Source organism: Geodermatophilus sp. SYSU D00710 (assembly GCF_054050195.1).
The window spans coordinates 1-18,746 of record NZ_JBJGYX010000044.1 but is presented as its reverse complement, the minus strand read 5'-3'; the positions used below and the strand labels follow the sequence as shown (position 1 = coordinate 18,746).

The following is an 18,746-nucleotide window of genomic DNA, read 5'->3' as shown; positions in this document are numbered from 1 at the left end:
AGCTCGGTCAGCCGATCCCAAGGCCAGGCGGAGAGCGAAAGTCGATGAGGTGGTCGTCGCGACCCTTTCCGCAGCGACGGCACACCTGATCTCGATGTTGATCCGGCCCCTGGTGCTCGTCGCGAGGATGCGCGTACACGTAGGAATGGATCCCGAGTCGGCACACCACCGGCTTCCTGGCCATGAGGGACGCTAGGTCTGACGACGGCCCGTCCCCAGAGTCGAAGGCCTCCGCCCTCTACACCGGGGGCATCTACGCCGCCACGCCGCGTGGGACGCACCGGACGACGAGCAGCCCGCCCACGGCGTCGAGGTGCCCGCGGAAGCTCACGCTGCCGTCGGCGTGCCTGACCACCGTCAGCGACCGGCCCTCGGTCGGATCGGGATCGGGCCCGTCCGGGTCGAGGCGGGCCAGGTAGCCGGCCACCGTGCCGGCCAGCTCTCCGTGGGTCTGCAGACCGGCGGCGACGGCGAGCGCGGCGTCGATCTCGGCCAGGTCGACGTCCTGCGCGGCGGCGCGGGCCAGGTTGGTCGGCGTGGCCACCTGCGCGATCTCCGCGGCCTGCCCGGCGGTGATGGTGCCGGCGGCGAACCCGGCGGCGACGGCAGGCAGGTGCTCCAGCGCGCGGCCGGTGTGCACCAGCCTGGATGCCTCCGCCGGGGCCAGGTGCCCGTGTCCGCGCAGCCACGACTGGACCGCCTTGTGCCCGTCGAACTCCGCGGCGCCGGCCAGCTCGGCCTGGCGCACGGTGCGGGCCAGCTCGGCGGCCAGCCGGTTCTGCGCGACCAGCAGGGCCCGCAGCCGCTCGTCGAGTTGCGGGCCGAACACGGCGGTCAGGTCGTCGCCGGCGAGTGCGTCCAGCGCTGTCGACAACTCGATCACGTGTTCGAAGACCACCGCACGGATGAGCCCGTGGCGAGCCGGATCCGCAGGTCAGCAGCTTGTCCACAGATCTCCGTCGGCTCCTGACGCGACCGGGAACGGTCAGTCGAGCGGCCGGACCAGGCGGCTGATCGCCAGCTGCGCCAAGGGGGCGTAACCGACCACGACGGGCAGCGGCCCGGTGATCCGCAGGCCGGTGGTGCTGCCGCCGTCGGGACCGTCGGACACCCAGTGCAGGAGGTGCAGCCGCACCGGGCCGGCCCTCACCGTCCACGCCCACCGTCGCGCGGCCTCGTCCACCGACTCGACGACGAACGGCAGGCCCACCGCGGCCGGCCCCCGCACCCGCCCCGTCACCCCGGCGGCCAGCCGCGGGACCGGCACCTGCACGCCGGTGATCTGCGGCGCCCAGGTCGGCCACCGCGCGGGCTGCGCGTAGCGCTCCCACACCTCGGCCGGCGGCTCCGGCCCGGTGGCGTGCAGGGTCAGGGCGGTCACGGCGCCTCCTCGACCAGCGGGACCCGGCACTGCACGACGACGGCGAGCAGGCCGTCGTCGGTCCCGGACGCGTGCTCCTCCCCCGGCTCCCACACCGCCGCCTCACCGGCCGCCAGCGGGCGCCGGGCGCCGTCCGCCCCCGACACCCAGCCGCTGCCCTCGACGGCGAGGAAGAGCTGCCAGAGCCGGGTCGGGTGGCGGCCGACCGTGCCGCCGGGTGCCAGGCGGACGACGTCGACGGCGAACCCGTCCTGCGGCCGCCCGACGAGCGCGGCCCGCACCAGCGACGCGCCGACGCTGCCGAACTCCGTCAGCGGACGGGCGGGCGCCCTCGACACCCTCACGCCGGCGGACCGCCGATGAGCAGCTGCCGCAGCAGGTGCAGCGCCAGGACCACCGCCCGCTCGCGCACCGCCGTCCGCGACCCCCGCAGCCGCACCGACCGCGCCTGGGCCCCCGACGGCCCGATGACGCTCAGGTGCACGGTGCCCACGGGCTTCTCCGGCGTCCCGCCGCCGGGACCGGCGATGCCGGTGATGCCCACGCCGACGTCGGCACCGAAGCGTGCCCGCGCGCCCTCCGCCAGTGCCTGCGCCACCTGCGGGCTCACCGCGCCGAACTCGGCGAGCATCTCCCCCGGCACGCCGACGAGCTGCTCCTTCGCCGAGTTGGCGTAGGAGGTGATCCCGCCGAGCACCCACGCCGACGACCCCGCCCGCTCGATCAGCCGGGCCACCAGAAGGCCGCCGGTGCACGACTCGGCGGTGGCGATGGTGAGCCCCTGGCCGAGCAGCGCGTCCGCGACCAGGTCGTCCAGCGTCGGGCCGGTGGAGAAGAGCGTCGCCGCGTAGTCCTCGGCCAGCACCGCGGCCAGCCGGTCGTAGGCCGGCTGCGCCTCGGGCGGGAAGCGGGTGACGATCTCCAGCTCGCCCTCGCGCAGGCACGTGGTGATCTCCAGCCCGTCGAGCTCGGCCTCGTGCTCGCGCAGCGTAGCCGCGAGCTGGGCCTCCAGCGTGCCCCACAGCCGCACGGTCTCCTGCCGCACCTCGGTGGCCCCGGCCAGCGCCGCCCGCACCGGTGCGGCGGCCAGCGCCGCCGGCCACATGCCCTGCAGCTCCGACGGGGGCCCGGGCAGCACGACGACGACCGGCCCGGTGCGCCCGTCCGCCGGCGGGACGACGAGGCCCGGGGCGGTGCCCACCGGCTCGAGCACGGTGGCGCCCGCCGGGACCATCGCCTGCTTGCGGACGCCGGCCGCCGTCGCCTCGGGGTCGGCCCGCCAGCCACGGCGGGCCATCAGCCGCTCCACGATCGCGGCGACCCGCTGCTCGAGGTCGGGGTCGACGGCGAGCCGGCGGCCCTGCACCTCACCGACGAGGGCGGCGGTCAGGTCGTCGGCGGTGGGTCCGAGCCCGCCGGTCGTGATGACCAGGTCGACGCCGGCCGAGGCGAGGTACCCCAGCGCCCCGCGCATGTCGTCGGGCCGGTCGCCGACCACGAGGACGGCGCCGACGTCGACGCCGGCCTGCCGCAGCTCCTCGGCCAGCCAGGGGCCGTTGCGGTCGGCGACCCGTCCGGTCAGGACCTCGGTGCCGGTGACGACGATGCCCGCGCGGGTGACCACCCGCCCGACCCTAGAAGGACCCCCGTGCCCCCCGCCGCTCGCGAGCTAGCAGCCAGACCCGTTGATCCGCTGCCGAGTGAGCGGTTGTCGCCGCCCGACGGGGCGTGTCGGCGCGTGTCGTCGACCGCGAGTGCTCACTCGGGTCGCCAGGGCGCGGCGCGGTCGGGCGGCGAGGGCGGAGACCGAGGGCCCCGACGGCCGGACCCGCCGACCCACCTCCGCGGCCCCGCGGACCGCCCCGGTTAGCGTGCAGGGGAGGGCCCGACCCGGTCCACCGCCGACCGCCTGGAGGAACGACCGTGACCGCCTCGACGCCGCCGGCCGGCCCGCGCACGCAGGAGATCGCCATCCCGCCGGCCGGATCGGCCCCCGCCGACCCGGCCGTGCACGGGGCGACCGCCGTCGGCGCGGCCCACGAGCACACGACGCCCGCCGCGGCTCCCCTGCCGCCGCCAGCCTACCCGACCACCGCTCCGCAGCCCGCCGTCGTCGAGCCGGCGACCGCCGTCGCGCCGCCCGCGGGGATCGCGGTCGACGGCCCGCAGCCCACCGGTCCGCTGGACTCCTTCTTCGGCGCACCGCCGCCCCCGCCGGCGGCCCAGCCGGCCGCGGCCGCACCGCCGGCCGGCGCCCCCGAGGCGGGGATGCCGTCCCCCCGCCGCGCCGCGCGCGCCCCCCGCGCCCCGCGGACGCCGCGCGACCGGGCGGTGCTCCTCACGACCGGCCTCGGCGTGCTGGGCCTCGTGCTGCTCGAGCTCGGGCTGGCGCTGCGGCTGGGCGGTCAGGTCCTCTGGTCGGACCTGCCGCTGTGGTCGGCGTTCGCGACGCTCGCCGCGCTGGTCGCCGTCGTCGGCCTCGCCGCGAGCCTGCTCCCGGGCGGGCGGCTGGGCCCGGCCGTCGGCGACCGGCTGGCCCTCGGCGGCCTGGCCGGCCTGGCGGTGTTCTGGGTGCTCATCGCCCTGCCCCGGGTCGACTCCGACCGCGGGTTCCTGCTGACCGCGGCGCTCGGGGCGATCGGCGTGGCCGTCTGGCTGGCGCCGTCCCGCCGCGGCAGCTGAGGACGGCGGCGGGTCAGTCGTCGCGCCCCCGGCCCCCGCCGTTCCCGTTGCCGTTGCCCCCGCCGTTCCCGTTGCCGTTGCCCTGACCGGGGCCCTCCCCGTCGTCGGGGTCCTCGGGCTCGTCCGGCTCGTCCGGGCCGTCGGAGTCCTCGGGGGCCTCGGGTTCCTCCGGCTCGGGGACGGCGGGCTCCGGAGCGCCGGGTGCGACCGGCGCGACAGGAGCCGGCGCGACGGGCTGGGGAGCGACCGGGGCCGGGGTGGCCGGCTCGGCGGTGACCGGACCCGGGCCGGATCCGCCGGTGGAGAACCCGCCGCCCGTCTGCCAGCCCCGCGACCAGGGCGCCTCCTCCACCGGTGCCGGCTGGGGCTCCCGGGTCTCCGGCGGGGCGGACGGCGGCGGGGGCGGCGCGACCGCGACGGTCAGCGTGACCGGGTCGCCGGGTGCCAGCAGCCCCACCGGTGTCACCGCGAGCACGGTCCCCGGCACTGCAGTGCCGTTCTCCTCGGTCACGCGGGTCACCCGCAGGCCGGCGGCCACCAGCTCGTCCTCGACCTCGTCGGCGAGGCGCCCCACGGCGTCGTCCCGGCGGAGCTCCAGGCCCGTGGGGGCCGCGTCGGCCACGGCGGCCGGCGGGGTGCTCGACCCGGTCCCGGCCAGCTGCAGGACGCCGACGCCCAGGACGGCGCCCGCGGCGAGCGTGCCGACCGCGGTGAGCGCCCGGGCGGCGCGCGGCCGGCGCGGTGGTGAGCCGGCGAGGCGCGGCGCGCCGAGCGGCAGGGGTGCGGTCACGGGCGCCGGCGCGGGCGGCAGCGGGCTCCCGGTGCGCACCGCGTCCACGACCTCGAGCAGCGCCGCGCCGTCGGCGGGACGGCCGGCCGGGTCCTTGACCAGCATCCGGGCCACCAGCTCGCGCACCGGCGCCGGGACGACGTCGGGCAGCTGCTCGGGCTCCTCGCGGATCTGCCGCAGCGCGATCTGGACCGGGTTCTCGCCGTCGAAGGCGCGCCGCCCGGTCAGGCACTCCCACGCCACCATGCCGAGCGCGTAGACGTCGCTGGCCGGGCCCGCCTTGCCGCCGGCGGCCTGCTCGGGCGACAGGTAGTGCGCGGTACCGACCACCTGGCCGGTGCGCGTGAGCGGCATGCTCCCGGCCGACCAGGCGATGCCGAAGTCGGTGATGCGGACGACGCCGTCGCGGCCGACGAGCAGGTTCCCCGGCTTGACGTCGCGGTGCACGACCCCGGCGGCGTGGGCCGCCGCGAGGCCGGCCGCGGTCTGCCCCACCAGGTCCAGCACCCGGTCGGGCGGCAGCGGCGCCTCCCGGGCGAGCAGGGCCGACAGCGGCTCGCCGTCGACGAGCTCCATCACCAGGTGGGCGCAGACCAGGCCGTCCTCGTCGACCTGCTCGCCGTAGTCGAACAGCGCGGCGATGTTGCGGTGCGTGAGCCGCCCGGCCAGCTGCGCCTCGGTGCGGAAGCGGCTGCGCACGGTGTCGTCGCCGCTGTACTCCGCGCGCAGCAGCTTCACCGCGACCCGGCGGTCGAGCAGCGTGTCGCGTCCCCGCCAGACCTGCCCCATGCCGCCGGTGGCGATGAGGGCGTCGAGCGCGTAGCGGCCTCCGACCACCCGCCGCGTCGAGCTCCCGGTCACCGCCACTCCCTCGATCAGGCCTGCGGCGATCCTGCCCCAGGCGAGGCGGTGCCGCTCGCCGTGGAGGACTGCGGCGACTCGGAAGTCACGGGGGCCGACGGCGAGGTCGGCGTGGGTGTCCCGGTCGCCGTCGCCGACGGGGTCGTCGCCGGGGTCGTCGGGGTCGTCGGCCGGGTCGGCCGGGGGGATGCCGACGTCGTGGGCGTCGCCGTGTCGGTGGCGTCGGGCGCCGTCGTCCCGCCCGCGGTGGTGGGCGCGGCCGCCGGGGCCGGCGCCGGGGCCTGGTCCGGCGCCGGGGCCGGCGTCGTCCCGGTGGAGCCGGTCGGCTCCGCGGTGGGCTGGGAGACCTGACCGGGCGCGGCGGCGCCGCTCACCGGCGACCACTGTCCCCGGTCGCCGTCCCCGTTCCACCACCCGTCGTCGTCGGCCGGCGGCGCCACGGCGAAGGTGACGACGACGTCGTCGCCGGCGCGGAGCACGACGCCGCTGGGCGAGACCGCGAGCACGCGGCCCGGGACCGCGCGGTCGGTGACCTGCTCCCGGCGCTCGACGGCGAGGCCCAGCGCGGACAGCTGCGTGGCGACGTCGTCGACCGGCCGGCCGAGGTGGTCGCTCTCGAGGACGAGCACGCCCTCCTCGTCCTCCTGGGTCTGCGCGGCGGCGACGGCCTGCGGGCGGGGGTCGGTCACGGCGGAGAGGACGGCCGCGGCCACGCCGGCGCCGACGAGGAGGGCCAGCAGCGGCACCAGGACGGCGGCGGTCCGCCGCCGCGGCCGGGGCGGGGGGCTGCGGTGCGGCCGGCCGGCCGACGGGCCGGACAGCGCCTGGGTGGCCGGGCCCGCGTCGGGTGCGGGCGGCCCGGGGACCGCGGGGCCGGCGTCCGCGGGGGCCGCGGCGGGGGCCGGGGGCTCGAACTCGGGCAGCCGACCGGCGCGGGCGTCCTCGACGGCGGCGACGAACGCCGCGCCGTCGCGCATCCGCGCCGCCGGGTCCTTGCACAGGGCGCGGCGGATGAGCGTGCGGACGCCGCCGGGCAGGTCGTCGGGCAGCGGCTCGGGGTCGGACCGCAGCTGCTTGAGCGCGATGGTGACCGCGTTGTCCCCGTCGAAGGCGGGGTGCCCGGTGAGGCACTCGTAGCCGACGAGGCCGAGGGCGTAGACGTCGCTGGCGGGGGTGGCCAGGTGCCCCTCGGCCTGCTCGGGCGAGAGGTACTGCGGCGTGCCGATGACCTGGCCGGTGCGGGTCAGCGGCACGCTGCCGGCCGACCAGGCGATGCCGAAGTCGGTGATCTTCACGCTGCCGTCGGGCCGGACCAGGATGTTGCCCGGCTTGACGTCGCGGTGGACCAGGCCCGCCCGGTGCGCCTCGGCGAGGGCGGCGGCGGTCTGGCTGAGCACCGACAGCGTGGTGGCGGTGTCGAGCCGGCCCTCCTGCCGCAGCAGCGCCGACAGCGGCTGGCCCTCGACCAGCTCCATGACGAGGTAGGCCAGCTGCTCGCCGGTGTCGCCCGCCTCGGCCTCGCCGTAGTCGTAGACGGCGGCGGTGTTCGGGTGGCTCAGCGCGGCGGCGTGCTGGGCCTCGGCGCGGAAGCGGGCGAGGAAGGTCGGGTCGCCGGTGTACTCGCTGCGCAGCACCTTGACCGCGACCGGCCGGTGCAGCAGCAGGTCGGTGGCGCGCCACACCTGGCCCATGCCGCCGGACGCGATGAGCTGGACGAGCTCGTAGCGGTCACCGACCATCCGGCGACCCGGTTCCACCACGGGAGCTCTCCCATCCCTGCCGGCCCTGCTGCCGACGCCGTCCACCCGGGACGCCGCACCCCCCGCCGGGGTGCCCGCGCCGTCCGCGACCACACATGTTTACAGCCGCCTCACCCGTCCGGGGAGTCCCGTGCGTCACGGCTCCGTATCGACCCGCCGACCAGCGGGTGAACGACCTCCGGTGCGGCGGGGATCGCCGGGTCCTCCGGGTCAACGCCGCCGCCGCCCGCCGACCTCCCGGACCGGGTGTCGCGCCGGTCACCCGGGGCCGCGGTGCCACGGGCGCGTGGCAGGGTGGCCGCATGTCCGAGACGACGGTGATCCCGACCACGGTGACCCGCGAGGACGCCGGCGGCGTCGCGACGGTCACCCTCCAGCGACCGGGACTCGGCCGCGCGATGCGCCGGGAGCTGCTCGAGGTGGTGCAGGCGATCGCCGCCGACGAGTCGGTGCGCGCGGTGCTGCTGACCGGCACGGGCCGGGCGTTCTGCGTCGGCCAGGACCTCGGTGAGCACGTCGAGGCGCTGCGCGGGGACGCGTCGACCTCGCTGTCGGTGGTCGAGGAGGAGTACAACCCGCTGCTGCTGGCGCTGGCGGCGCTGCGGGTGCCCGTCGTCGTCGGCGTCAACGGGGCCTGTGCCGGGGCCGGACTGGGGATCGCGATGGCCGGCGACCTGCGAGTGGCCGCGGCCGGTGCGAAGTTCACCACCGCGTTCACCGGCATCGGGCTGTCCAGCGACTCCGGGCTGGCCGCCCGGCTGGTGCACAGCGTGGGCCTGGGCCGGGCCACCGAGCTGCTGCTGCTGCCCGACCCGTTCCCCGCGGAGTCCGCGCTGCAGTGGGGCCTGGTGCACCGCGTGGTCCCGGCCGAGCAGGTGGCCGGCGAGGCGCGGGCCCTCGCCGAGCGGCTGGCGGCCGGCCCGACGGCGGCCTACCGGGCGGTGAAGACCGTGCTGGCCAGCGCGGCCACCGACCGGCTGGAGGACTCGCTGGCGCTCGAGGCGCGGCTGCAGACCCGGCTGGGGCAGACCGCCGACCACGCCGAGGCGGTCGAGGCGTTCCTGGCCAAGCGGCCGCCGCGCTTCACCGGCCAGTGACGGAGCCCGGGCCGATGGCGCAGGCCGGCGCACCAGGGGACGGCGGGACGCCCGCGGACCCGGGGGAGCGGCCGCTGCCCGCCCGGCCGGCGCCGGGCCGGGCGGCCGGCCGGGAGCCGCCGCCGCGGCCCGCGACCGCGAGCTCCGTGGCCCTCCCCCTCGCCCCGCGGGAGCCCCAGCGGCCCCGGGCCGTCTCCGTGGCGGCGGCACTGTGGTGGGCCGGCTGCCTCGCGGCCGCCGTCGGGGTCGTGGCGATGCTGCTCGACCGCCCGGCGCTCGACGCGCGGCTGACGGCCACCGCGACCGCCGAGGACCCCACGGCCTCCCCCGAGCTCGTCGCCGACGGCGTGCAGGCCCTGGTCCTCACCCTGGTCGGCGCGGTCGGACTGCTGGTGCTGCTCTCGCTGCTCTGGCTGGCGCTGGTGCTGCGGCGCCGGTCGTGGGCGCGGTGGGCGCTGCTGGCGACCCTGCTACCGACCCTGCTCGTCCTCGACGTCACGCAGAGCGTGGCGGCCGGCGACGCCGACCTCGACCGGGTCGCCCTGGTCGCCGCGGCCGGCCTGTTCCTCGTCGCGGTCGTCCCGCTGTTCCTCCGCTCCGCCCGCGCCTGGTATCGACGCGTCCGCTGACCACCCGTCCAGCGCGGCGAGCAGCGCCTCGCACGAGCGGACGACGACGTCGGCGGCATCGACCGTCGCCCGGTCGGCCAGCGGGTCGGCCGCGGCCGCGCGCCAGCGCCCGAGCGCGCCGTGGGCCGCCGCGCGCAGGGCCGCGGGAGGGGTGTCCGCGGGCAGGCCGAGCCGGGCGGCGGGGCCGGTGCCCTCCCCGCCGAGCAGCCGGCGCCCCTCGGCCTCGGCACCGGCGGGGAGCACCGCGGCGGGCCCCCGGGAGCGGGCCAGCAGCTCGAGCTCGTCGAGGTCGGGCAGGGACAGCCGGATCCGCTCGAGCTCCGCGTCGAGCCGGGTCGAGCCGGCTCCCGGGTGCTCGGCGAGCACGGCGCCGAGCAGCCGCAGCGCGGTCCCGGCGCGCACCAGCGCGCCCCGCTCGGTGACCTGCACCCGGATGAGCCGCTGCAGCTCCACCAGGCCGCTGCGGCGCAGCAGCTCCTCGGCGAGCGCCGGCGCGTCCGGGACGCCGGCGCGCACCAGCGTCACCGCCAGCCGGGTCCCGTAGAGCCCCAGCCGGTCGAGCAGCCCCTCCCGCACCTCCCGCGACGGCGCACCGGGCACCTCCGCGCGGACGAACCGGTCGGCCGTGAGCAGCATGCTGACGACCCGGCCGGGCTCGACGCCGGCCAGCGAGCGCAGCGCGGTGAAGTCGCCCTGCCGGAGGGTGCGGCCGGCCAGCGCCAGCAGCCCGGTCACCGGCACCACCGCGGAGCTGACCGCCTGCACGGCCGGGTCGGTGGACATCCGCCGGGCCACCGAGGCGGCCGCCTCCAGCGCGTCCAGCCGCCCCGTCCCCACCTCGTCGGCCCGGGACAGCACGGTGATCGTGGCGGTGCGCCCACCGGTGGCCTCCTGGAAGGCCGCGAGGACGGCGAGGTCGTCCGGCTGCGGCTGCCGGGTCAGGAAGACGATCGCGTCGGCGCCCGAGAGGCCCTCGTCGGCCGCCAGGAAGGCGTGGGTGCGCGCGCTGGTGCCCGTCGACAGCGAGGCGGTGCCGGGGGTGTCGACGACGGTGGCGGGGAGCAGGTCGGCCGAGGGCCAGTCGACCTCCAGCGACGCGACCTCCTCCGGAGGGGTGCCGCCGAGCTCCAGCCGCAGCCCGCCACCGGCCCGGCGCACCGGCAGGTGCCGGGAGCCGCCGTCGGTGCCGTGCAGCACGACGCGCGGGGTGGCGCCGTACCGGTAGAGGGTCACCACCCGGGTGCACTCGCCGGCGTCGGTGGGCGCGACGCGGGCGCCGACCAGGGCGTTGAGCAGGGTGGACTTGCCCGACTTGACCCGGCCCACCAGCGCCAGGCGCAGCGGCTCGTCGAGCCGCCGCCGCGCCTCGGCCAGCCGCGCGGCGATCTCCGGCTGCTCGCCGAAGGCCGCGACGGCGTCGTCGAGCAGGGCCCGGACGGCGTCGGTGGCGGCCGGAGCGTCCGTCACGGCACGGCCACCGGCGCACGGCCGAGCCGGGCGACGTCGGCGGCGAGCCGGTCGAGCTGGTCGCGCCGCTGGCGCAGGACCCGGGTGCGGGCGTCGCGGTCGGCGGTGGCGGCCTGCACCGAGCGCTGCGCGGCCGCGACCGCGTCGGACAGCGACCGGGACACCTCGTCGGCGGTGTCGGTGATCAGGTCGCGCAGCGTGCGCTGCACCGCGCGCAGCCGGTCCTTGAGGTGCTTGCCGACCTGGAAGACCACCTCGTCGAGGTGCCGTCGCACCACCGTCCGGGCCTCGCTCTCCCGGCGCTGGCGGCGCTGCTTCTGGTCGTCGGTGTAGGCCTTGCGGCCCATGAGCACGCCGGCGGCCAGCGACAGCGGGTTGATGATGGCCATGCCCGCGAGGCTGGTGACCAGGCCGGTCATCAGCACGCCGGTGTAGGACCCGCGCAGCCCGACCAGGGTGCGCTCGCGCAGCGTCATGGCGCCGTCGTCGATGACGGGCACGTCGACGAGGTGGTCGAGCGCCTCGCCGGCGGCCCCCACCGACAGCGCGGGGACCACGCCGCCGCCATCGCGCTCGAACTGCTCGACCACCCGCTCGGCCAGCCACTGCGACCGCTGCTCGGCCCAGACGTAGCTGTCGGCCACCGCGGCCGCGACCCGCTCGTCGAGCCACGCGGCGATCTCCGGCCAGGCCGGGCCGGGATCGCGGGCGGCGATGACCTCCTCGGCCTCCCGGACCACCACCCGCGAGCGGTCGCGCAGGTCGTGGTCGATGTCGGCCATGAGGTCGGTGACACCGTCGGCGAGCACCTGCTGCCAGCGCGACGAGCGGCGCCGCTGCTCGTCGGCCGCCGCCCGCGCCTCCTCCAGCTCCCGCAGCAGCTCCTCACGGCCGGCGGGGTCCTCGAGGACGGCCAGCTCGCTGCGCACCGCCAGGGACAGCTGCTCGGTGACGGCGGAGAGGTCGTGCAGCAGCGACCGGCGGGCCAGCGTCCCGGCCCGGTCGACGACCTCCCGGCGCAGGTGGTCGACCAGCGCGGCGATCCCCGACTCCGCGTGCAGCTCCCGGTCGCGGTGCTGCACCGCCAGCAGCGCCAGCGCCGAGGACACGGCGAACAGCGGCGCGTCGAGCCCGCGGTCGGCCAGGTGGCGCCGGTCGATCTCCTCGACGACGCGCCAGTCGGGGCAGACGTCGGTCTTGGTGAGCACGCAGACGACGACCGGGCACAGCGCGGCGGCCTGGTCGAGCAGGGCCATCTCCGGCGCGGTGAACTCCTGGCTGGCGTCGGAGACGAAGACGACGGCGTCGGCGGTGGGCAGCAGGTCCAGGGTGGCCAGCGAGTGCGCGATCCCGACGCCCCCCACGCCGGCGGTGTCGACCAGCTCGAGCCCGCCCTCGAGCAGCCGGCGCGGGAGCTCCACCTCGGCCCGCACCAGGCCGCGGGCGCCCGCGCCGGTGACCGCCGCGGCGACCGTCTCGACGGGCACGGTCTCCCGCTCGGTGCCGTCCCCGCGCACGAGGGTCGCCCGCGGCTCGGCGCCGGCCCGGACCACCGTGGGGACGGCGGTGACGACGTCGTCGGCCACCGGGCACACCGGCACGCCGACCAGCGCGTTGACCAGCGAGCTCTTGCCCTGCTTGGGCTCGCCGACCACCAGCACGCGCACGCCCGGGGTGCGCGAGCGCTCGGCGGCCAGCGTCAACCGGCGGTGCAGCTCCGGGCGCTCGCACGCCTGCGCGAGCACCAGCGCCCGCTCGACGAGCTGTTCGGGTGTGACCACGCCCACCTCCTGGTCCTCCCCCGTCCTACCACCCCGGACTCCCCCGGCCGGACAGCGCCCGGCCCCGGCGTCCGCGGGAGACACCGGGGCCGGGGCCGGCCGGGTGGGTCAGTGCGCGTTCTCCACGGTGTTGAGGACGTCGTTGCCGTTCAGCGAGTCGTCCACGTCGATCAGGTCGTCGTCGGACAGGTCGTTGTCGTTGAGGGAGTCGTCGATCCCGTCGTCGTCGGACAGGTCGTTGTTGTTGAGGGAGTCGTCCACGTCGACGCCGTCGTCGTCGGACAGGTCGTTGCCGTTGAGGGAGTCGTCCACGTCGACCCCGTCGTCGTCGGACAGGTCGTTGTCGTTCAGCGAGTCGTCGATCCCGTCGTTGTCCTGGGACAGGTCGTTGCCGTTCAGGGAGTCGTTGACGGAGTTGTCGACCGAGTTGTCCGAGTTGTCGACCGAGTTGTCCTGGCCGGAGTTGTCGACCGAGTTGTCCGACAGGTCGTTGCCGTTGAGCGAGTCCTGCACGTCGACGTCGACCCCGTCGTCGTCGGACAGGTCGTTTCCGTTGAACGAGTCGTCCACGGAGTTGTCGGTGGTCGAGTTGTCCTGGCCGGAGTTGTCCTGGTTGCCGTTGAACGAGCCGTTGAACGAGTCGTCGACGCCGTCGTTGTCCTGGTTGTAGGAGTCGGTGACCGTCGACGAGTTGTCGGTGGTGTTGCCGTTGCCGACGACGTTGCCGTCGCCCTCCTGCACGTTGCCGGAGTTGACGACGTCGACGTCCACGTCGACCGAGTTGTCCTCGCTGTTGTCGACCACGACGCCCTTGACGTCGTCGCCGGCGGCCACGCCGTCGCCGCCCACGACCACGTTGTCGTCGCCGAAGATGGCCTGCGCGTCGCCGCTGACCCAGATGCTGTGCGAGGCGTCGATCTCGACGTCCACGTCGGTGTAGCTGTAGTTGATCGTCTGCAGGTGGGTGATCACCACCGGTTCGGCGGGCGCCGGGGCGTGCCCACCGCCGCCGCCGGAACCGCCACCGTGACCGCCGCCGTGGCCACCGCCGTGCCCGCCACCGGAGTGGTCGTCGTCGCAGTCGTCGTCGCCGGCCGGCGGGGCGGGGGTCGGGCTCACGCCCTCGTCGTCGTCGCACCGGTCCCTGCCGCCGGACCAGCCGCCGTGGTCGTCGTCGTCGCGCCCGCCGTGCCAGCCGTGCCCGCCGCCGTGGTCGCCGTCGTACCCGCCGCCGTGGCCGCCGGAGTGCCCGCCGCCGTGCCCGCCTCCGGCCCAGCTGACCGGCGCGTAGCTGGCCACCATCGGCACCAGGTCGTCGACCTCGGCCGGCGTGGCGTCGAGCCCGGCCTCGGCCAGGGTGCCCTCGGGATCGGCGGCGTAGGCCTCGGCGGCCTCGGGGTCGCCCAGCAGCTTGAGGATGAAGTCGATCAGCGAGCTGGCGAGGTCGGTCATGGGGAGTCCTCCGGAGTGTGGGCCGCCCGTCGTCGGCCGGCTGGCGAGGCGCAGTCCATCCGCGGCCGGGCGGCCCGGGCATCGGGGGACCGCCCCCTCCCTCCCTCGCGCCATAGGGGGTGCTCGCTGACTCCCCGTTAGGGGATGCGGGGTGTCGCGCCCCTTCTCCGCTCGGATGCCGCACCTGTGCCCGGGAGAACCGAGACAGGTGTGACCCGTGGGACATACGGTCCGGGCGACTCTCCGGCCCAGTGGCGGGCCGGCCGGGGGACATGCCTGGGGGACCTGTGCGCAACCGCGAGTACGGGCTGGGGATCGACGTCGGCGACCACACGGTCGCCGCCGCGGTGTGCGGGGACGACGCGACGTCGGCCGAGCCGCTGCCCCTGCCGCCCGTCGAGGCGGGAACGCTCCACGGCCTGGTCGCCCGCACCGGCACGACGACGCCGGTGTACGCGGGCGACCGCCCGGTCCCGGCGGCCGACCTGCTGGCCGCGGTGGTGCAGCGGGTCCGGGGCGCCGCGGCCGCCCGCGAGGGCCACCCCGACGCGTGGACCGTCGTCACCGTGCCGCCGTCCTGGGGCGGGCACCGCCGCACGGCGCTGGCCGGCGCGCTGGAGGAGGCGGGCGTCCCGCGGTTCACCCTGCTGTCGGGCGCCGTGGCCGCCACCGCGCAGCACGTGGCCGCCGGCCGGGTGCCGGACCGGCCCACCGTGGCCGTCTACGACCTGGGCGCGAGCACCCTGGACCTGGCGGTGGTCGGCCCCGCGCCGGACGACCCCTGCGGCCTCGGCCACCTGGCCGCCCCTCCACCACCCGAGCCGTGGGGCGGCCGCGACGTCGACGACGCGGTCCTCGCGCTGGTCCGCCCCGCCCTGGCGGGGCCGGTCGGCGCGCCGGCGGCGCTGCGCGCGTCCTGCGTCGCGGCCAAGGAGGAGCTCTCGTCGGCCACCGCCGTGCGGCTCGACGTGGCGGGGCCCGGTGGGGACGGACCGGTCCGGCTCACCCGGGAGGAGCTCGACGAGCTGCTGCTGGACCGGACGCAGGCGTCGGCGGCCGCGGTGGCGGCGGCGGCCGGGTCCGCCGGCCTGGCCGTCGCCGACCTGGACGCGGTCGTCCTGACCGGCGGCGGGGTCCGCGTGCCGCTGGTCGCCGAGGTGCTCTCCGGCGAGCTGGACCGGCCGCTGGTCGTCGACCCGGACCCCGCGGCCACGGCCGCGCTGGGCGCCGCGATCCTGGCCGCGGAGGCCCTCCGCGCCACGGCCGCCGCGCAGGAGGTGGCCGACGCCCAGGTCCCGCCCGCGCCGCTGGTCACGGTCGCGCCCGCCGCGCCGCTGGTCACGGTCGCGCCCGCCCGGCCGGCGCGGCGGCGCCCTCCGGGTCGCTCCGGTCCGCCGTCGCGCCCGCCCGGCGGGCCCGGCCGCACCGCCGCCGCGCACCGGCTGCAGCGGTACGCCGTCGTCGCGGCCCTCGTGGTGCTCCTGGCGGTCGCGCCGGCGGCGCTGACCGCGGTGCTCGGGGGCACCGACACCGCGGCCGCCCCCGGTGCCGGGGTCGCCGCCGCGCAGGAGGCCGGGACCGGCGCCCCCGCGCCCGGGGTCGCGGAGGGCGCGCAGGGAGCCGGCGCCCCCGCGGACGGCGGGGGACCGGCGGACGCCGGCGGCGGGTCCGACGCGGACGGTCCGGCGGCCGGGCCGGCCGGCTCCGGGTCCGGCGCCCGAGGAGCCGGTGACCCCGGGGCAGCCACCACGGCACCGGGCACCACCGCAGCGGGCACGACGGCACCGGGCACCACTGCAGGGGGTACCACCGCGCCGGGCACCACCGCGCCCGGGACCTCGGCCCCGGACACGGCGTCGGCGACCCCGGGGTCCACCACCGCCCCGTCCACCGCGACCCCGTCGGGCACCGGCCCGCCGGCCGGCGGCGGCACGGCGGCCGGCAGCCCCACCGGCGGCACGACGACCGGCGCACCGGACCCCGGGACGACGCCGTCCACCGCCTCCGCCGAGACGCCTCCGGGGCCCGGCACCACCGGTTCCCCGGCGACCCCGACCGACCCCACCACCGAGCCGGGACCCACGACCGAGCCGGAGCCGACCACCGAGCCCGAACCGGAGCCCGAACCGGAGCCGCAGCCCGAGCCGGAGCCGCAGCCCGAGCCCGTCGCCGACCCGGTGGTCACGGCCGAGGCCCCCGCCACGTCCACGGAGACCCCGTGACCGCCGCCCCGTGCGCGCCCACCGGGCCGGTCCACCCCCGCGTCCGCGACCTCGCGGCCGGCTCCGGTCCCCTGCTCGTCCGCGGCGCCGGCGGCACCGGGAAGACCCGGCTGCTCGCCGAGCTGGCCGGTGCCTGGGCCCGGACCGGCGTGACCGTCCTCGACGGCCGCGCCGGCGACGTCGACCTGCCCGCCGGGGAGTTCGCGGTCGTCGTCGACGACGCCCACCGGCTGACGCAGGAGGTCGCCGACCGGCTGCGTCCGCTGCTGCGGCACCCGCACGGCCGCGTCGTCCTCGCCTTCCGCCCGTGGCCGCGGCCGGCGCCCCTCGCCGCGCTGCTGGCCGACGTGGGCGCCGACCGGCGGTCGGTGCTGCTCGGGCCCGCTGACCGCGCGCAGGTGGCCGACTGGGCCCGCGAGCGGCTCGGCACCGCCGCGACCCGCCCGCTGGTCGACGCCGTCGCCGTGCAGGCCGGCGGCCTCCCGGGCCTCACGCTCGTCCTGCTGGCCGCCCTGGCCTCGCGCCGGGCGGTGCACGGCGCGGCGGAGCCGCTCCGGGGGGCCGTGCCCGAGGAGGTGGCGGCGCGGGTCCGGGCCGACCTCGACGCCCTGGACGACGACACCCGGGGGCTGCTGCACGCCGTCGCGGCCGGTGCCCCCGTCGACGACGAGGTGCTGGGCGGGGTCCTCGGGATCCCGGCGGAGTGCACCGCCGAGCTGCTCACCGCCGCCCGGGCCACCGGCCTGCTGCAGGGCGGCGGCGCCGTCGTCCCGCTGGTGGCGTCGGTGCTGCTCGGGTCGGTGCCGCCGGACGTCACCCGCCGCACCCGCCGCCGGCTGCTGGGCCTGCTGCTCGACCGCGGCGAGGAGCCGCTGGAGCTCGCCCGCCGCCTGGCCGCCGACCGGGTCCGCGACCCCCGGGCGGCGGACCTGCTCGAGCGGTACGGCGACGCCGCGCTGGCGGCCGATCCGGTCCTGGCCGGCGAGCTGTGGTCCGAGGCGGTCGGCGCCGGCGCGCCCGCGGCGGCGCTGGCCACCCGGCGGGCCCAGGCCGCGGCGCTCACCGGCGACCTCGACGGCGCGCTGCAGTGGGCCGACGTCGCCCTCGCCGACCCGGCCGCGGCCGACCGTCCCCGCGCCGCCGGGGTGACGGCGACGGTGCTGGCCCAGCGGGGACTGCTGACCCGCGCCGCCGAGCTGTACCGCCTGGCCGGCCGGGAGCGGGCCGGCTCGGCGGCCCTGGCCCTGCTGGCGACCGGTGCGGCCGACGAGGCCGCTGCGGTGCTCGAGGGTCCCGGCTCGGGTCTCGGGCTGGCCAGCGTGCTGTCGGTGGGCGAGGAGCTGATGGCCCAGGGCGTCATCCAGTCGCTGCGCACGGGCGCGGAGGCCGCCGACGGCATCGCCGCGGCCCTGTCGACGCTGACCCGCTCGGCGGCGCTGCTCGAGCCGCTGGGCCGCGCCGCGCTGCTCCCCGACACCCCGGCGGCCCTGGCCGCGCTGGTGGGACTGCACAGCGGGGAACTGCCGGTGGCCGAGTCGGTGTTGCAGCGCGCGGTCGCCGCCGACCTCGGTGGCCCCTCGAGCCGGCCGCGGCACCTGCTGCTGCTGGCCTGGATCGCGATGCTGGCCGGCCGGATGACACGGGCCCGGGACCTGCTGGCGCAGGCACGCGAGGCCGCCGCCGGCCCGCTCGAGCCCCGCGACGACGTGTTCCTGCAGGGACTGGAGGTGGGGCTGGCCCGGCGCGACGGGGACGCCACGGCCGTGGTGGGTGCCTGGGTGCGGGCCCGCGAGGCCGTCGTCCGGCACCCGGTCGACCTGTTCACGCTGCTGCCGCTGGGCGAGCTGGTGGTGGCCGCGGCCCGGCTGCGCGACGGCGAGCGGCTGCGCTCGCAGCTGACGGCGGCCCAGACGCTGCTGCGCCGCCTCGGTGACCCGCAGCTGTGGGCGGTGCCGTTGCACTGGAGCGGCGCGCAGGCCGCGATCATCGCCGAGGACCGCGACGGGCTGCGGCCGCACGCGGCGGCCCTGGTCGCGGCGGCCCGCACCAGCCCCTACGCGGCCACGCTGGCCCGGGCCGGGCGCACCTGGCTGCAGGTGCTCAGCGACGAGATCGACCCCGCCGCCGTCGTGGCCACCGCCGAGGAGCTCACCGCCGTCGGGCTGGGGTGGGACGGCTCACGGCTGGCCGGCCAGGCCGCGGCCCGGGTGACCGACCTCCGGGCCCGCGCGGTGCTGCTGGCGTGCGCCCGCTCGGTCGCCGAGGGCGCCGGGTGCGAGCCGGCCGCGCCGGCGACGGACCCCGAGGGGACGCCCGCCTCCGGTGTCCCCGCGCCGCGGGGGCAGCTCAGCGACCGGGAGCGGGAGGTGGCGCGGCTGGTCGTGGCCGGGCAGACCTACCGGGAGATCGGCGGGCAGCTCTACATCTCGGCCAAGACGGTGGAGCACCACGTCTCGCGGATGCGCCAGCGGTTGGGCGCCGGCACCCGCTCGGACCTGCTGGCCCGGCTGCGCGCCGAGCTGGCCCAGGGAGCTTGACGAAGGACCCCTGTGCCCCCCGCCGCGCGCGCGCTCGCGAGCGGGACCCAGCACAGCGGGCGGGACATATAGCTCGCCGCCAGCGCG

At 78.2% G+C, this 18,746-nt stretch carries 13 protein-coding genes; 4 read left to right on the top strand and 9 right to left on the bottom strand.

Annotated features, from left to right (window positions below):
* Positions 1–253: 253 nt before the first annotated feature.
* From ACI78U_RS17905 to ACI78U_RS17890, 4 genes are all read right to left on the bottom strand, one after another.
* A complete protein-coding gene (locus tag ACI78U_RS17905) occupies positions 254–898 on the bottom strand; it encodes a DUF222 domain-containing protein (protein ID WP_456876741.1) in 645 nt (214 codons plus the stop codon).
* 87 nt (positions 899–985) lie between these two features.
* Positions 986–1,381, bottom strand: coding sequence for an SRPBCC family protein (locus ACI78U_RS17900; protein WP_456876740.1), 396 nt, complete (start codon positions 1,379–1,381; stop codon positions 986–988).
* Positions 1,378–1,725 (bottom strand): cupin domain-containing protein, encoded by a 348-nt coding sequence (locus tag ACI78U_RS17895; protein WP_456876739.1) that lies wholly within the window; start codon positions 1,723–1,725, stop codon positions 1,378–1,380. The genes ACI78U_RS17900 and ACI78U_RS17895 overlap by 4 nt, the downstream gene beginning before the upstream one ends.
* Complete coding sequence (locus tag ACI78U_RS17890) at positions 1,722–3,005, bottom strand: competence/damage-inducible protein A (protein ID WP_456876738.1); 1,284 nt, start codon at positions 3,003–3,005, stop codon at positions 1,722–1,724. Before ACI78U_RS17890 ends, ACI78U_RS17895 begins: the two co-directional genes overlap by 4 nt.
* Before the next feature lie 299 nt (positions 3,006–3,304).
* Here ACI78U_RS17890 and ACI78U_RS17885 point away from each other — a divergent pair, with 299 nt between their 5' ends.
* The gene (locus ACI78U_RS17885) at positions 3,305–4,063 is read left to right on the top strand and encodes a hypothetical protein (RefSeq protein WP_456876737.1); all 759 of its coding nucleotides are present in this window, start codon (positions 3,305–3,307) and stop codon (positions 4,061–4,063) included.
* Positions 4,064–4,076: 13 nt separating this feature from the next.
* Here the strand turns inward: ACI78U_RS17885 and ACI78U_RS17880 are convergent, their stop codons facing one another.
* Both ACI78U_RS17880 and ACI78U_RS17875 read right to left on the bottom strand, forming a co-directional pair.
* Positions 4,077–5,714, bottom strand: a complete 1,638-nt coding sequence (locus tag ACI78U_RS17880; RefSeq protein ID WP_456876736.1) for a serine/threonine protein kinase — start codon at positions 5,712–5,714, stop codon at positions 4,077–4,079.
* A gap of 14 nt (positions 5,715–5,728) precedes the next feature.
* Positions 5,729–7,474 (bottom strand): serine/threonine-protein kinase, encoded by a 1,746-nt coding sequence (locus ACI78U_RS17875; RefSeq protein ID WP_456876735.1) that lies wholly within the window; start codon positions 7,472–7,474, stop codon positions 5,729–5,731.
* A 302-nt stretch (positions 7,475–7,776) separates the two neighbouring features.
* Here ACI78U_RS17875 and ACI78U_RS17870 point away from each other — a divergent pair, with 302 nt between their 5' ends.
* Positions 7,777–8,571 carry an enoyl-CoA hydratase/isomerase family protein gene (locus ACI78U_RS17870; RefSeq protein WP_456876734.1) on the top strand — a complete coding sequence of 265 codons (795 nt, stop codon included), beginning with the start codon at positions 7,777–7,779 and terminating at the stop codon, positions 8,569–8,571.
* A 470-nt stretch (positions 8,572–9,041) separates the two neighbouring features.
* On the opposite strand, the gene ACI78U_RS17865 is transcribed toward ACI78U_RS17870, so the two are convergent.
* The 3 genes from ACI78U_RS17865 to ACI78U_RS17855 all read right to left on the bottom strand — a co-directional run bounded on the left by ACI78U_RS17865 (position 9,042) and on the right by ACI78U_RS17855 (position 13,900).
* Positions 9,042–10,667, bottom strand: a complete 1,626-nt coding sequence (locus tag ACI78U_RS17865; protein ID WP_456876733.1) for a dynamin family protein — start codon at positions 10,665–10,667, stop codon at positions 9,042–9,044.
* Positions 10,664–12,448: a dynamin family protein gene (locus ACI78U_RS17860; RefSeq protein ID WP_456876732.1), complete on the bottom strand. Its 1,785-nt coding sequence runs from the start codon at positions 12,446–12,448 to the stop codon at positions 10,664–10,666. Before ACI78U_RS17860 ends, ACI78U_RS17865 begins: the two co-directional genes overlap by 4 nt.
* Positions 12,449–12,556: 108 nt before the next feature.
* The gene (locus tag ACI78U_RS17855; RefSeq protein WP_456876731.1) at positions 12,557–13,900 is read right to left on the bottom strand and encodes an IniB N-terminal domain-containing protein; all 1,344 of its coding nucleotides are present in this window, start codon (positions 13,898–13,900) and stop codon (positions 12,557–12,559) included.
* Positions 13,901–14,172: 272 nt separating this feature from the next.
* On the opposite strand from ACI78U_RS17855, the gene ACI78U_RS17850 reads away from it, so the two are divergent.
* Positions 14,173–16,122 carry an Hsp70 family protein gene (locus ACI78U_RS17850; protein WP_456876730.1) on the top strand — a complete coding sequence of 650 codons (1,950 nt, stop codon included), beginning with the start codon at positions 14,173–14,175 and terminating at the stop codon, positions 16,120–16,122.
* Entirely contained in the window at positions 16,119–18,659 is a 2,541-nt protein-coding gene (locus tag ACI78U_RS17845) for a LuxR C-terminal-related transcriptional regulator (protein ID WP_456876729.1), read from the top strand. The genes ACI78U_RS17850 and ACI78U_RS17845 overlap by 4 nt, the downstream gene beginning before the upstream one ends.
* Positions 18,660–18,746 lie beyond the last annotated feature (87 nt).